Source organism: Microvirga sp. M2 (assembly GCF_047497095.1).
Lineage (GTDB): Bacteria > Pseudomonadota > Alphaproteobacteria > Rhizobiales > Beijerinckiaceae > Microvirga.
This window is the reverse complement of record NZ_CP134063.1, coordinates 568,473-582,012: the sequence shown is the minus strand read 5'-3', so window position 1 is coordinate 582,012 and position 13,540 is coordinate 568,473. Positions and strand designations below refer to the sequence as shown.

Here is a 13,540-nt window from a genome sequence, read left to right as displayed (position 1 = left end):
ATGGACATCAAGAGAGCGGGATCACAGCCGTCCGGTAAGGCACCGGGCGAGTACTTCACCGGGACGGTTCGCATCGATCCGCTGTTCAGCCCGCCCGAACCGGCCCGCGTCGCGGGCGCCCTCGTGACCTTCGAGCCCGGTGCCCGCACGGCCTGGCACACACACCCGCTCGGCCAGACCCTGATCGTCATGACGGGCCTCGGCCTCGTCCAGCGCGAGGGCGGCCCGATCGAGGAGATCCGGCCCGGCGACGTGGTCTGGTTCGAGCCCGGCGAGAAGCACTGGCATGGCGCGTCCCCGACCACGGTCATGAGCCACATCGCCATCCAGGAGAAGCTCAACGGCTCGCCCGTCGACTGGATGGAGCACGTCACCGACGAACAGTACCGCGGCTGATGCTCCAGGAGGCTGGGCGCTTCGAACGGCAGTGCGAGGCCATGAGACCAGGGGCGGCGTGGTTCGCCCTGACCCTCGCGACCGCGTTGAGCGGAACGGTTGCGAGCGTCGATGCCGCGAAGAGCGGCCCGACAGCCCCCGCGATGCCGCGAGCGACATTCCATGAACGGACAAGCGCCATGAGGATCACCATCAGGATTCAGGACAGGGTCATCACGGCCACTCTGGCCGACAACGCGACAGCCAAGGACTTCGCCGCCCTGCTGCCGATGACGGTGACGCTGGATGATTACGCATCGACCGAGAAGATCACCGATCTGCCGAAGCGGCTGTCGACGGAAGGAGCCCCGGCAGGCGTCGACCCTTCGATCGGCGACATCACCTATTACGCGCCCTGGGGCAACCTGGCGATCTTCTACAGGGACTTCGGCTACTCAAGCGGCCTCATCAAGCTGGGAACGATCGACGCCGGCATGGAGGCATTGAACGTGCGCGGATCTATGCAGGCGACCATCGAGCTCGCTGACGGGCACTGACAGGAAGGGATCTGCCATGACGTGGCCGAAGGACGAACTGCACCGGATCGCCGAAGCCGACGACCTGCATGTCGCACCGTTCCGCGAGGACGGCGTGACGTTCGGCACGCCGACATGGATCTGGTCGGTGGTGGTCGACGGCGATCTCTACGTCCGTGCCTACAACGGGCGGAACTCCCGCTGGTACCAGGCCGCGTCGCGCCGGAAGGCGGGCCGGATCTCGGTCGCCGGCATGACGAAGGACGTGGCTTTCGAGCCGATCGACGGACCGATCAATGACGCCATCGACGACGCCTATCGGGCGAAGTACCGGAGCAGTCCGTATCTCGGCGCGATGATCGGCACCCGGGCCCGTGCTGCCACCGTCAGGATCACGCCGCGCGAAACAGGGATCTGACCTCCGCGCACTGTCAGGAAAGGGAAAAGCCATGACATGTGGACGTGAATGAGATCCTGTTCCGCCCAACCAACCAGGAATTCTGATCCGAGCGGTGCCCGCTTCAGAGAGCCAAAGGACGCAAGACCATGCCCCACGTGATCGTCAAGATGTATGCCGGACGGACCGAGCAGGAGAAAGTCAAGCTGGCGGAGGAGGTCGCCAAGGCCGTTCGGACCGCCATCGGCTCCGCCGACAAGTCCATCTCGGTCGCGATCGAGGACGTCGCGCCGGATGAGTGGGCCGAGAAGGTCTACAGGCCCGACATCAAGTCCAAATGGGACGCGGTCTACAAGAAGCCCGGCTACGACCCTCTCTGAGCGCCTGCGGACCGCCGGGCTCACCGCTCTCGCCGCCGGGCCTCCCCTGGCGGAGGGTCGTCTCCGGACGATGGGCTTGGCGTGGAACGGTTCGCAGCCACCATCTCGCTCGCCGTCATCGCCGCAACGCCGCCTGCGCGGAGAGCGCCGTCATCACGCTGAACGGGTCGCGGCCCTCGGCCAGGTCCTGATCGTGACGACGGGGATCGGATGGGTGCAGGAGGAAGGCGGCCGGGAAGTGACGATACAGAGCGCTCAGGGGCGGGATGCCTGCGTCTGTGGCAAGCATCCCGTATCAAGACACCATCCTCGAACAGGCAGCCGGTTGAACCAGGTTCGGGGAGCTACCCGCGTGGCGGGTTTCTGGAAGGAGTTCACATGCGTCCCAAGATCATCTGCCATATGGTGAGTTCCGTCGACGGACGCTTGCTCGTCGACCGTTGGACGCCTCCGGCCGCGGGCATCGATGCGGACATCGTCCACCGGACCTACGATCAGGTGGCATCCCGGTTTGACGCCGACGGATGGATCGTCGGCCGCAAGACCATGGAGGGCTATGCCAAGGGCAAAGCTCGGCCTCCTGGAACCATCCCGGCCGACCTTCGGGCGCCTCATGTTGCCGATCGAAGGGGCCGCGATACTGCGGTGGCCATGGATCCGCATGGCAGGCTTCACTACGGACGGGACCATGCCGGTGGTGACCACATCGTGGCAGTCCTCGGCGAGCAGGTGACGGATGAGTACCTGGCGGAGTTGCGGGAGGACGGCGTGTCCTACCTGTTCGCAGGTCCGGACGGACACGATCTGCACCGAGCCATGGACATCCTCGGCGATACGTTCGGGATCAGCACTCTCCTCCTCGAGGGCGGCGGCACCATCAACGGTGCGTTCCTGAAGGCAGGGCTGATCGATGGGATCAGTCTCCTCATGTATCCTGGCATCGATGGGCTGGCTGGGGTGCCGAGCATCTTTGAGTACGGAGGTACCGACGACGAGAGACCCGCTGCCGGGCGATCGCTTCGGCATCTCGCCACCGAAACGTTGGAAGGCGGGATGGTCTGGCTCCATTACGCAGTCGAGGGTGCTCCTGCTAGCCCCTGATCCTCCCGATTCATGTACTGATCAGGCCGACACCCTCAGTACACGACGGCGGCCAAGGTCTGTTGCGGGTCATCCTCTGCCGCGTCCTTGACCTCTAGGAACGTCCGATGTTCCTGGCGAGAGCAGACTCAGGGTCTACTTCCGGGAGGTGCCAACTAAGGACCTTTCGGATATCTCGAACTCCGAGACAAATGAGCCCGTTGGAAACTCACAGGTGTGTCGTAGACTATTGTCGAAATGGGACTGGCACGTAGTGGCAACGGGTCCACATGGCTCCTGACTTTCCCTTGCTCCAGGAGGGAAGTGAGGAGGGAAATGCCGTCTTATCGCCGCCAGTTGACGACCGCGACGCCGACCAAAGCCAGAATACCACCGATGGCGCCGAGAATGGTCGGCACTTCCCCGAGCCAGAGGAAGCCGAGAAGCGTCGCAACAGGCGGCACGCAGTACATGAAGTTCGACGCACGGCTGGCCGGTAAGCGCGAGAGCGCGACGGCCCACGTGCCATAGGCAACAAGGCTCGGCACAAGCCCGAGATAGACCACAGCCTGAATGCCCGAAGCCGATGCAACCGCGAACTCGGACGCGGCATTCGGCAGCCAGGGCGAGAGGGCGAGCGCGCCGATCACCATGTTCCAGGCCGAGACGGTCAGCGGCTTGTGGCGGGTGAAGAGCGGCTTCTGCACCACGGTCGTCACCGAGTTGCAGAGGGCGGCCCCGAGAATGAGCAGGGCTCCGATGTCGAGGTGCATCCCTTTGCCCTCGCCGAAGGCGATGAGCCCAATGCCAACGAACGATACGGCCGTTCCGGCCCAAGCCCGGGCAGTGAAGCGCTCACCAAGCATGATCATCGCAAGCCCGGCCGTCATGATGGGATTGGTGTTGATGATGAAGCTCGCCGCTCCGGCCGACACTGTCATCTCGCCCATGTTGAGGAGCGCCGTATAGAACGCCACGAAGAGGAGGCCGCCCGCTGCCAGCCGGAGGAAGTCTGAAACATTTGGCCACGCCGGACGCGTGACGACGAGAAAGAGAGCTGCCGGAACTGCCGCGATCACAAAACGCAGAGCGCCGAGTTCGATCGGGCCGAAGGCCTGAAGTCCGGCGCGAATGGCTGGAAAGGCCGAAGCCCAGGCCAGGATCGTGACTAGGACCGCGGTGGTCGTCACACCGTCGATGGACTTACGACTGGAGAGGATGGCGGCAGCACTCATAATGGAACCTCAGCGAAGGAATAGCTGAACCCAGCATTTCCGCAGGCAGAGCTGATTGACAATCGAACAATTCGCGCATCTGCTGTGAGCATGGATCACAGCTCGCCTTCACTGCCGCCCCTCGATGCCTTGCGCGCCTTCGAGGCCGCTGCCCGCCTCGGCAGCTTCTCAGCGGCGGCAAACGACCTTCACCTCACGCATGGAGCCATCAGCCGTCAGGTTGCCAAGCTCGAACACTGGCTGGGCGAGAGACTCTTCGAGCGACAGGCTCGCGGGGTTGCTCTGACCCCGCACGGGCAGCGCCTGCATCAGCGGACCAGCGAGGCCTTCGCCCTGATCGCCGAGAGCTCCGACCGTTGGATCGAACGGCGCGGCGCTGCCATCGTCCGCCTGACTTCGATCCCGTCCGTCAGCAGTCTGTGGCTGATGCCGCGCCTTCGCTCTTTCGAGGGTAGCGATCCCCCCCTGCGGATCGAGTTCGTGGTCGAGCATCGCAGCATCGATCTCGAAGCGGAGGGGCTCGATCTGGCGATCCGTTGCGGCCGGGGCAGCCTGCCGGGACGGGTCTCGGTCCGCCTGTTCGAGGAGCACTGCTTCCCCATCGCCTCCCCTGCCCTTGCCGATGCACTCCGCAGCGGCGAGCCGGAACGGATCCTGCAACACCCGCTCGTGCACGACTCGGATGCCTCGGCATGGCGGGCCTGGTTTGCGGCGCAGGGCATGGATTACAGGCCTCGACCGCAGGATCGCCGTTTTGAGGATTACAACCTTGTGCTCGATGCAGCAGCCTATGGCCTCGGCGTCGCGCTGGCGCGACCGCCCCTCGTTGGGGAGGCGCTGCGGATTAAGCGCCTCGTGCCTGTTGATCCGCGGACGGCCCTGAACCCAGTCGCTTACTGGCTGGATCGGCCGGCAACCCGCCTGCGGCCATCCGCGGGTGTCCTGGCGCGACGGATCATGGCGGAGGCCGGTCTGGCCGGGGCCTCAGCAGAAACATTCCTGAAAACGTAGTGCACCCTGAACCGAGCCCACCGCGCTGCCATCGTTCAAGGTCTGTTCCCGATCCCGTCGGTCAGCCAACCTGACTAAAACCAGATTGCGATAGGCTCGTATGCCGCAGACGATTAGCCCAACGGCGATATCACGAAGTCAAGGAAGCCCTCGTCGAGCCGGGGTTACCTTGGAACAGCTAGAGTCGGCTCTGGTCAATCTGAGCCCTCGGGCTTGGCCTTATCGAGGTCGGCTCGCCCCGCGAATGCGGAAGTACGGTTACGGTCGGGCCCGTGCCATCCTGAGACGCTCGACATGGCCGTGTGAAGGCCCGCTTTCCCGCGATTGCAGAAGTTCGTTCAAATGACCGGTACGCCTCAGGTGTTTCCCATGGGCGAGCGTTCGCCATCGATCCGTTCTCGGCCTGGACAATTTATAAAGAGTTTACCCCGGTTTATCTGGATCGGATAAATTGGCCTAAACTCCCTTTAGCGAGCCGCCTACCAAAGACTGCAAGACATAAAGGTGCGCCCAATCAGCATCGGTCAGCACTTTCACACAGAGAGCTTGATCTCAGGCCCGGCGTCAGAGAATAGGTTCGGTCAGGAACCAAAATTCCGTGCGTTTCCGGAACGTCCGGTTCAATAACGATTGCGGCCTTCGAGCTTAGGACTCAGGCGTGCTATTGGTTCCAGGTCAGGTCTCCTAAACGAACCGCCTGTTTTCCCGGGAATACTGGCGCCCAAGCAGGATTCCAATCACCGTTCCTTAGCACGGGATTGGACTCGACGCGCGGCATTATGCCTGGCCGAAGGACAATCGAGAAACAGCATGAGCGTACGCTCAAGGTGCCTGTTTTCATCTCAAGTGTAGAGGATCCGCACTGGGATTCGGTCTCAAGTCGAACAAGCGACACACTAAGAGTTGTCAAACCACGCCCTAATAGTGTCAACCCCCGCTGTTGCGCCTGTGGGGATAGGGCGAAAAGCAAAATTGCTGCAATGGTTTATCTGGCGATCCCGGGAAGACTCGAACTTCCGACCTTCGGTTTAGGAAACCGCTGCTCTGTCCTGCTGAGCTACGGGACCGCTGAGAGAAGGGGATTTAGCACGGTCGCTCCCAGGGGACCAGACCCTTGTGGAGGAATGCTCCGCATGCGGGCTGCAACGTTTCGGGCCTCCGGGGCCCAGGATAGCCTCCCATCGGAACTTGTTCCCCACGAACCCGTGCGGGCCCACGTCATGCCGACCTAGGCAAAAGCCGTCATGCTGCCCGTGCGCCACGCGAGCGTGTGACGCCTTGGTGGCTCACCGCCCGTTGTTGCGCGACCGGCCCGCCTCCTCTACTCCTCTCTACAGTCCGAAGAATGACCGATTGAGCACGAAAGCGCCACGCTTGCCGGAACTCCCTTCCCGTGGATCGGTTTGTGACAGGAACCGGAGGCATTTCATGGCTCAGACCCTGCGTGATTTTCTCAGGAAAGTTGAAAATCTTCCCCCCGACACCCTGCTCTGCGTTGCGGAAGTGGACGAGGCTTTCGCCACGCATGTGGAGGAGTTCGAGATCGTCGAGAATGCCAAGCAACAGACCAAGAGAACCGAGGGACTGGAAGCCGTCGAACTCGGCAACGGCCATCAGACGGTCGTGGTGATCCGCTGGTAGCGGCCCCCTGTCGGCCGAGCGATCGGCTACGCCATGCAGCCTGCGAGCCAAGTGCCGGATGAGAGTAGGCATCCTCATCTGAAATTGTAACGGACCCCCATCCGGACCTCGTGCGCGCCGATCGAGCCCACGTCGACCCCGGTGCCGTCGCCGTAGGTGCGGGTCTTCACGTCGCCGAGGCTGACATAGCGGTAGCCGAGATCCAGGGTGAAGTTCGAGGACATCTGGTATCCCAAACCCGCCATGAGCGCCCAGGCGAAATTGTAGGTGTCGCCGCCCGCCAAATACTCCGACACCTCGTCTCCCGTCGCCGCATCATAGGTCGTCAGCATGTGGCGGGAGAGCACGTTGTGCGCCACGCCGATACCGGCGCCGACATAGGGCGTGAACCCCAGGACGGGCCTGAAATCCAGATAACCGTTCACCATGACCGTCGAGGTCTGAAAGGCCGCCCGATCCGTGATCGATGCCGTGGCGAGGGTGGGGGCGGGAGCGACCCCTTTGAACCGGGCATCGAAGACATGATCCAGCGTCAGATCCATCCGGACATTCGGGTTGAAGCGATACCCCACACCGGCGGCGATCACGGCGGCATTGCCCATGGTCTCATGGGTGAAGCCGGCGGTGAAGGGCTGAATGGCGAAGTCCGCCTCGGGACGCTTGTAGTCGACATAGCCGACATCGCCCCGCAGATACCAGCCGAGAGCGGCCTCTCTCGTTTCCCGCAGGACGGGCGTCGGGGCCCAGAATGCCTGGGGCAGGTCGGCCGCCAAGGCAGCCGATCCGGTTGCTGCGTAAAGGCCTGTCACGGCCACGATCCTGATCACGTTCATAGGAATTCTTCTTTACCCAACGAGTCACCGATGCCGCTTCGACAGTGAACGGCAACGTTATGATGCAACATTTTACGTAAAGAGAGTGTTAAGCTTAATTCTTCGCTCAGTCCGGCATTCGTATCCGCCGTTTGCACAAAAGCACTTCACGGACCGCGATTCTCGCTGAGGATGATCTCCTCGGCGAGGGCTGGATCGCAGCGTTCGATGAGGATCGCGGCTCTTCGGAGGAGGCTCCGCAGGGCTCCGACCGACGCCAAGCTTGTGCGTTCCGGCAAAAGGTAGCATGCACGTTTGCAAAGATCGCGCTCGATTCCAGCTTCTCTCTCGTAACGGAAGCCTCTGAGGGCCCAATCTCTCGCGTCTCTGAGACCGCTCCCGACAGGATGCTCTAAATCTTTGAACAAAGAGAGCATTTCGATTTGCCTCGTTGTAACGTAATTTAGCTCCGCGCCTTGTCGAGCAGGATTTGTAACAACGGCTACAGCGGCCTTGGTTGTCGTCCGGTTCGAGCCCTTCACATCCTCGGCCGTTCGGGCCCTGAAAGGCTAAGTTTTCCTTCTGGCCTTTATTAATATTATATCGTTGTATCGACGAAACGATCTCCAAGCTCCGTTAAGCGCGCTGCGGCTCCCATCGCCGAAGCCCACTCCCCGGCTGCATTGCGATCGCCCCCTGCACAAGCACTGGAGAAGGCCATGCGTACAGGTCTTATCGCGGATGACGATACCTACTTCCGAATGGCCATGAGCGCGATTCTCACGAGACAGCTCGGCTTCTCGCGCATCATGGAGGTGGGGTCCCTCACCGAGGCTCTGGACTGCCTGGATCAGAACGCCGATGTCTCGGCGGCCCTGTTCGACCTCTCGATGCCCGGCATGACGACGCCGGCGAATTTGCGGATCGTCCGGGAGAATTTTCCGAATGCCAGGGTGGCGGTGGTCTCCGGCTCCCAGTCCCGGCGCGACATTCTCCAGTCCCTGGAGGCGGGCGTCCACGGCTATGTCCCGAAGAGCCTCGGCGTCGCGGAACTGACGGGAGCGCTCCGGACAGTGCTCGACGGCAGCCTCTACGTGCCCTCCATGCTGGCGGACGTCGAGGCTTCTCCCGAGGACCAGCCGCCCGCGAGCCCCGACCACGCCGGGCCGGACACGGCCGATCCGGGGCACCTCCTCACCCGGCGGCAGCAGGAGGTTCTCGATCTCCTGATCCGGGGCAAGTCGAACAAGGAGATCGCCCTGGCCCTCAAGCTTGGCGAAGGGACCGTGAAGGTCCATCTCGCGGCGATCTTCAGGCATTTCGGCGTGGCCAACCGCGCGGCGGCAGCCGTTGCGGCGACACGCTCCTCCATGGGCGCCCAACATCTCGTCCGGGCCCATTAGCGTGACGCGCAGGACAGGAAATCCCGCCCTCACCGGCGTGGCTCGTCGGGGACGCATGAGCGACGCCGCGGGCGGATCGCGTCGGACGCCCGGCAGACGCCCGCCGGAGATGCGGGCCTGATGCCCAGCAAAGCCGCGATCGGATGGCTGCATCACCGAAGCCTGGTCTGGCGCTTCCTCCTCATCGGCATTGCCGCCCTCGCGCCGCTCGTGGCGGCGCTGGTGCAGTTCGCCGGCAACGAACGCGACTGGGCGATCCGCGTCACCCATGAGCGAGCCGAGCTCTTCGCGTCCTACGCCCTTGGCAATCAGCGCCAGATCGTCGACGATGCCCGGGTCCTGCTGAACGTGCTCGCCGAGACGCCTGACGTTCGCGGCGGGGGCGCCGCGTGCGATGCGATCATGGCGCGTCACGTCACGCTGCATCAATGGGCGGCGTCGCTGCAGCTCTCCGATACGACCGGAACCGTGACCTGCGCCGACACGGCGATGGCGAAGGGGCTCGATCTGAGCGGTCGGGAATCCTACAACAGAGCCCTGCAGGAGCGGGGCTTCGCCTTGGGCGACCTCGGCACGGACCGGAAGACCGGCGAGCTGACCATGACGGCGGCCGCGCCGATCCTTCACAACGGGCAGGTGACCGGCATCCTGTCTCTCGGGATCACGTCCAATCTGTTCCAGGATGTCTCGGGCGAGCTTCGCGCCGATATCAGCATGTTCCTGGTCGACCAGAGAGGAACGCTGATCATGCATTATCCGCCGATGGGCGACCTCATCGGAACCAGCGTCGGGAACCGGCCGGCCGGCCGCAAGGCCCTTGCCCATACCGAAGGCGCCAACGAGGTCGCGGACTTCAGCGGAAAGCTGCGCCTGTTCATCTTCCGGCCGCTTCCCTACACGGATGCCGCCTTCGCGCTCGGCATCGACCACAACTCGGCCATCGGAGAGATCAACGGCATTCTCCGCTTCCGCCTGAGCCTGATCACTCTCATCATCGGCGGCTCCATCATTCTCGGCATTCTCGGGGCCGAGCTTCTCATCCTGCGCCCCTTGCGGGATCTGGTCTACACCGCCAGGGCGCTCGAGCACGGCGACTTCACCGCGCGCTACCCGGAAGGCGGCGCAGGGGAGGTCCGCCTGCTCGGCCGCGTCCTCAACCGGATGGCGAAGGCGGTCGCCGACCGGGAGCACGAGCTCACGGCGGCAAAGAACGTCGCCGAGAACGCCCTGGGCGAGGCGCGGCTCGCCAACAATGCGAAGACGGACTTCCTGGCCACCATGAGCCATGAAATCCGCACGCCCCTGAACGGCATCATCGGCTATACCGACCGTCTGCTCGACGGCACGCTCCAGGCGGACCAGCGCCGCTATGCCGATCTGATCCAGATCTCCGCCTCCGCCCTCCTGACCGTGGCGAACGACGTCCTCGATTTCTCGAGCATCGAGGCGGATCAGGTCGTGCTTCAGCAGGAGCCGTTCTCGCTGATTTCGCTGATCGACAACACGGTCTCGATCGTCAGCAGCGGAGCGGAGAAGAAGGGCATTCCGATGCGGACCGAGTGGGACGCGACGATTCCCGACATCCTGGTGGGCGACGAGACGCGCCTTCGCCAGATCCTGCTGAATCTTCTCAACAACGCGGTCAAGTTCACCCGCGCCGGCCATATTACGGCCCGGGCCCACTACAAGGGCTCGTCCCCGGACGGAGAGACGATCCGCATCTCCGTAACCGATACCGGAATCGGGATCGCGCCTGAAAAACGCGATCGCCTGTTCCGGCGCTTCTCGCAGGTCGACCGGTCCGTGAGCCGGGAATTCGGCGGCACAGGGCTCGGATTGGCGATCTCCAAACGCCTGATCGAACTGATGGGGGGAGAGATCGGCGTCGAAAGCGAAGAGGGCCGGGGCTCGACCTTCTGGATCGAACTGTCGCTGCCGCGCGGGGAATACATCCTCGCGCCGGAAAGCCAGATCGGGAACCTGCCCAGGGCCGCGCCGTCGCGGATCCTGCTGGCCGAGGATATCGAGGTCAATCAGGAGCTCGCGCGTTTCCTGCTCGAAGCCGACGGCCATCGCGTCGACATCGCGTGGAACGGCAGCGAGGCCCTCGAAGCCGTTCAGCGCAAAGCCTACGATCTCATCCTGATGGACGTGCAGATGCCCGGCATGGACGGCATTTCCGCGACCCGCGCGATCCGCGCGCTGTCTCAGCCCTCCTGCGCCATTCCGATCGTCGCCATGACGGCGAACGTGCTGCCGCAGCAGGTCAGGCAATTCAAGCAGGCCGGCATGGACGACCATATCGGCAAGCCCATGAAGCGCGAGGACCTGCTGCGCACGCTCGCGAAGTGGCTCCCCGCGCGCGAGGTGCCCGGCGCGGTGCGGGACGAGCCCCTCCCGGCTCCCCAAGCGGCCGCGACGAAGCCCGACTTCGACCGGGAGAGCTTTCTCGAATTCAGAACCATGATGGGGGCGGAGCGCGTGGCCGGGTGGCTCGACCGGTTCGAGGAGCAGTTGCAGATCCTACACCCGAACGAGGCCGCTTTCCCGGAGCGCCACCGCCTGGCCAAGCACGCCCATGCGCTCATCTCACAGGCCGCCCTCCTGGGCTTTTCCGGGCTCGCGGAGCATTGCACCGCGCTCGAGCAGGCCTGCAACCAGGGAGACGATCTCACGCTGCCGCTGGAAAGGGCGCGTCACGCCGCAGCGGACGCCGTCGCAGAGATCGCACGGCTGCGCGCGGAAGCCGCGATGGAATTCTGAACGGGGTGATCCATAACCGCAGGCGGTACAGTGACGGGCGAGCGCATGCCGCTGCGCACTTCCTAGAGCATCAGACCCAAAAGTGGACCCTCTTTTGGGATCCAATCCGATGCTCCACTCCTTCAATGGCGCATCGTTGCAAGCGGAAAACCGGGTCCACTTTTCGCTAGCGCGGCCCGCTGGGTCCGCACGATGCGCTAGGGCATCGCGAATATGGATCCACCTCCCCGCCTACACGGGGATGACACGGTGGCGGGGAGGACGAGGGGAAGTGCCATGTGCTGTCGAGTCCCATTCCCGCGCGTCATGGTCTGTCGGACTCGGTCCGGGGACCGCGCCCGTCCAGCCCCGCCTCAGGGCTGTTGCCACTGACGTGGAACCGGCACTCCTCCTTGGCTCGGCCGCATCGTTCGACGGCGAGCCGGATCCAGTTCACCGAAAAGGCTCTGGAAGAACCGCGCCATAGGCGGAGATGCCCGTCTCGAGGGCGCCAAGGCGACCGCGCCGATCAGGGCGTGTCACACCCTTCGTGGACCGCTCCAACGGAGGAATCGAGTTCGCACAATGCTACCGTGTCAGATTCGTCACCCGCGATGCGATGATATCGAGAAGCCCGGGCGTATTGCATGGACCGTTCAGCTGCCATGTTCCCCAAAGGTTGATGTTTCTCCCGATGAGTTGCATGCAGCCGCCCAAGGTACCGCTTGCCTGGAACTGGACATCTGAAGCCGGGAAGTAAACCGCGCCGTCGAGCCGCGATCCCGGTCCGACGCGAATCTGATTCATGAAGCCCGCGTCAAGAGCGTTGGTCTTCGCTCCCCGGAGGAGCATGCCGGATGGATCGCCCGTCGCGAGATTGACCGTATTGCCCGGTGCGTTGATAGCCGGAAAACCACCGTCAGTGAAGTAAAACGACACGTCGTTCCCGACCACATCCGTATCCGTGATCACCAATTGCCCGCCCTCGAAAATAAAGGTCGAGCGTGGAGGTATGATGATAGGCACCGTTCCACTAATGGTCAGGTTCGCCCCTGAGCAGAACCGCGCATAAATCCTGCCGTCCTGCTCCATCGTTCTGACCGCACCCCAATTGTTGGCGGTGATCGTCACGTTGTCATTATTGCAGCCCACCCCGCGCACCTCCGGATCCGGCAACGAGAAATAGGGATCCAATGTAAATCCCGCTTCACTGACCGGTCCGCTCGGGCAGAGGGTATCGAAGGTTCCGAACGCTGTGAGTTGCCCCGCGCTGCGAATGCAATCCGCTGCAAGGCTCGTCCCTCCCCAGACACGAATGTTACCACCATTCGAAAGCACCTCGCAGCCGGTCACCCGAGCATTGCCCGTCCAGACCTGAAGTCCGAACGCCTCGTCAGTCAGCCCGAGGGACAGGATACATGCCTCGGTCGCCTGATTGACCCGAGCGGTCGCACTCACTCGAATTTCAATTTCCCCCGGTTGAAAAATTCCGCTTAGATAGCGCCTGACGGACCTCGTAAGCCGGACCGTGACGGTGGTCCCATCCACGAAAACGGATTCTTGAGGAGCCGAGGACAGCGTCACCTCCCATGTTCCTTCGGCAAAGTCGAACTGATTGGCCGTCAAGAAGGCATTGGCGAGTTGATCGAGTTCGGCCTGAGAAGGCCCTGTACCGATGCGGGCCGCAATGCCGAACCCCACGGCATCCGCCGTCGCCTGCAGCTTTTGCTGCGAATAATACCAGACCCCGACCTCCGCTCCCAAAGCAAGCCCTCCGAGCCACACGGGAGAAATGAGCGCGAAGAAGATCGCGGCAGCTCCACCTTCAAGCCTCGCGAAGGCAGAGAGGCGCTCCTTGAGTTCTCGGAGCTCTGGAACGGCGCGCCATGAGAAAGGCATTCGCATCCGAAAGGCATTCATGGTTCGAA

13 protein-coding genes and 1 tRNA gene are annotated in these 13,540 nt (G+C 63.2%); 9 read left to right on the top strand and 5 right to left on the bottom strand.

The annotated features are described in order from the left end of the window. The 4 genes from RE429_RS02800 (at position 1) to RE429_RS02785 (ending at position 1,688) form a co-directional block, all read left to right on the top strand. Positions 1-396 (top strand): cupin domain-containing protein, encoded by a 396-nt coding sequence (locus RE429_RS02800; RefSeq protein WP_414472862.1) that lies wholly within the window; start codon positions 1-3, stop codon positions 394-396. 41 nt (positions 397-437) lie between these two features. Beyond that, entirely contained in the window at positions 438-932 is a 495-nt protein-coding gene (locus tag RE429_RS02795) for a cyclophilin-like fold protein (protein WP_414472861.1), read from the top strand. Positions 933-948: 16 nt separating this feature from the next. Continuing rightward, positions 949-1,329, top strand: coding sequence for a DUF2255 family protein (locus RE429_RS02790; protein WP_414472860.1), 381 nt, complete (start codon positions 949-951; stop codon positions 1,327-1,329). Between the two features lie 128 nt (positions 1,330-1,457). After that, positions 1,458-1,688, top strand: a complete 231-nt coding sequence (locus tag RE429_RS02785) for a tautomerase family protein (RefSeq protein WP_414472859.1) — start codon at positions 1,458-1,460, stop codon at positions 1,686-1,688. Between the two features lie 115 nt (positions 1,689-1,803). On the opposite strand, the gene RE429_RS02780 is transcribed toward RE429_RS02785, so the two are convergent. Beyond that, positions 1,804-1,977, bottom strand: coding sequence for a hypothetical protein (locus RE429_RS02780; protein ID WP_414472858.1), 174 nt, complete (start codon positions 1,975-1,977; stop codon positions 1,804-1,806). A gap of 89 nt (positions 1,978-2,066) precedes the next feature. Between RE429_RS02780 and RE429_RS02775 the strand changes: the two genes are divergently transcribed. Further along, positions 2,067-2,789: a RibD family protein gene (locus tag RE429_RS02775; RefSeq protein WP_414472857.1), complete on the top strand. Its 723-nt coding sequence runs from the start codon at positions 2,067-2,069 to the stop codon at positions 2,787-2,789. A gap of 323 nt (positions 2,790-3,112) precedes the next feature. On the opposite strand, the gene RE429_RS02770 is transcribed toward RE429_RS02775, so the two are convergent. Continuing rightward, positions 3,113-4,003, bottom strand: coding sequence for a DMT family transporter (locus RE429_RS02770; RefSeq protein ID WP_414472856.1), 891 nt, complete (start codon positions 4,001-4,003; stop codon positions 3,113-3,115). 90 nt (positions 4,004-4,093) lie between these two features. Here RE429_RS02770 and RE429_RS02765 point away from each other — a divergent pair, with 90 nt between their 5' ends. Further along, complete coding sequence (locus tag RE429_RS02765; protein WP_414472855.1) at positions 4,094-5,014, top strand: LysR substrate-binding domain-containing protein; 921 nt, start codon at positions 4,094-4,096, stop codon at positions 5,012-5,014. Between the two features lie 990 nt (positions 5,015-6,004). Here the strand turns inward: RE429_RS02765 and RE429_RS02760 are convergent. Continuing rightward, positions 6,005-6,081: transfer RNA gene (locus tag RE429_RS02760), tRNA-Arg, on the bottom strand. Positions 6,082-6,442: 361 nt separating this feature from the next. Here RE429_RS02760 and RE429_RS02755 point away from each other — a divergent pair. Further along, complete coding sequence (locus RE429_RS02755; RefSeq protein ID WP_370435892.1) at positions 6,443-6,655, top strand: sugar phosphorylase; 213 nt, start codon at positions 6,443-6,445, stop codon at positions 6,653-6,655. A 74-nt stretch (positions 6,656-6,729) separates the two neighbouring features. Here RE429_RS02755 and RE429_RS02750 read toward each other — a convergent pair whose 3' ends face one another. Then, positions 6,730-7,488: an outer membrane protein gene (locus tag RE429_RS02750; RefSeq protein ID WP_414472854.1), complete on the bottom strand. Its 759-nt coding sequence runs from the start codon at positions 7,486-7,488 to the stop codon at positions 6,730-6,732. Positions 7,489-8,186: 698 nt separating this feature from the next. Between RE429_RS02750 and RE429_RS02745 the strand changes: the two genes are divergently transcribed. Further along, positions 8,187-8,870, top strand: coding sequence for a response regulator transcription factor (locus tag RE429_RS02745; protein ID WP_414472853.1), 684 nt, complete (start codon positions 8,187-8,189; stop codon positions 8,868-8,870). A gap of 120 nt (positions 8,871-8,990) precedes the next feature. Next, positions 8,991-11,633: an ATP-binding protein gene (locus tag RE429_RS02740; protein ID WP_414472852.1), complete on the top strand. Its 2,643-nt coding sequence runs from the start codon at positions 8,991-8,993 to the stop codon at positions 11,631-11,633. A 567-nt stretch (positions 11,634-12,200) separates the two neighbouring features. On the opposite strand, the gene RE429_RS02735 is transcribed toward RE429_RS02740, so the two are convergent. Next, positions 12,201-13,532, bottom strand: coding sequence for a TadE/TadG family type IV pilus assembly protein (locus RE429_RS02735; protein ID WP_414472851.1), 1,332 nt, complete (start codon positions 13,530-13,532; stop codon positions 12,201-12,203). Positions 13,533-13,540 lie beyond the last annotated feature (8 nt).

Excerpts from the sequence above, each read along its gene's own strand:
- RE429_RS02800 (WP_414472862.1), top strand. The coding sequence starts at position 1 with ATGGACATCAAGAGAGCGGGATCACAGCCGTCCGGTAAGGCACCGGGC.
- RE429_RS02795 (WP_414472861.1), top strand. The coding sequence starts at position 438 with ATGAGACCAGGGGCGGCGTGGTTCGCCCTGACCCTCGCGACCGCGTTG.
- RE429_RS02790 (WP_414472860.1), top strand. The coding sequence starts at position 949 with ATGACGTGGCCGAAGGACGAACTGCACCGGATCGCCGAAGCCGACGAC.
- RE429_RS02785 (WP_414472859.1), top strand. The coding sequence starts at position 1,458 with ATGCCCCACGTGATCGTCAAGATGTATGCCGGACGGACCGAGCAGGAG.
- RE429_RS02780 (WP_414472858.1), bottom strand. The coding sequence starts at position 1,977 with ATGCTTGCCACAGACGCAGGCATCCCGCCCCTGAGCGCTCTGTATCGT.
- RE429_RS02775 (WP_414472857.1), top strand. The coding sequence starts at position 2,067 with ATGCGTCCCAAGATCATCTGCCATATGGTGAGTTCCGTCGACGGACGC.
- RE429_RS02770 (WP_414472856.1), bottom strand. The coding sequence starts at position 4,003 with ATGAGTGCTGCCGCCATCCTCTCCAGTCGTAAGTCCATCGACGGTGTG.
- RE429_RS02765 (WP_414472855.1), top strand. The coding sequence starts at position 4,094 with ATGGATCACAGCTCGCCTTCACTGCCGCCCCTCGATGCCTTGCGCGCC.
- RE429_RS02755 (WP_370435892.1), top strand. The coding sequence starts at position 6,443 with ATGGCTCAGACCCTGCGTGATTTTCTCAGGAAAGTTGAAAATCTTCCC.
- RE429_RS02750 (WP_414472854.1), bottom strand. The coding sequence starts at position 7,488 with ATGAACGTGATCAGGATCGTGGCCGTGACAGGCCTTTACGCAGCAACC.
- RE429_RS02745 (WP_414472853.1), top strand. The coding sequence starts at position 8,187 with ATGCGTACAGGTCTTATCGCGGATGACGATACCTACTTCCGAATGGCC.
- RE429_RS02740 (WP_414472852.1), top strand. The coding sequence starts at position 8,991 with ATGCCCAGCAAAGCCGCGATCGGATGGCTGCATCACCGAAGCCTGGTC.
- RE429_RS02735 (WP_414472851.1), bottom strand. The coding sequence starts at position 13,532 with ATGAATGCCTTTCGGATGCGAATGCCTTTCTCATGGCGCGCCGTTCCA.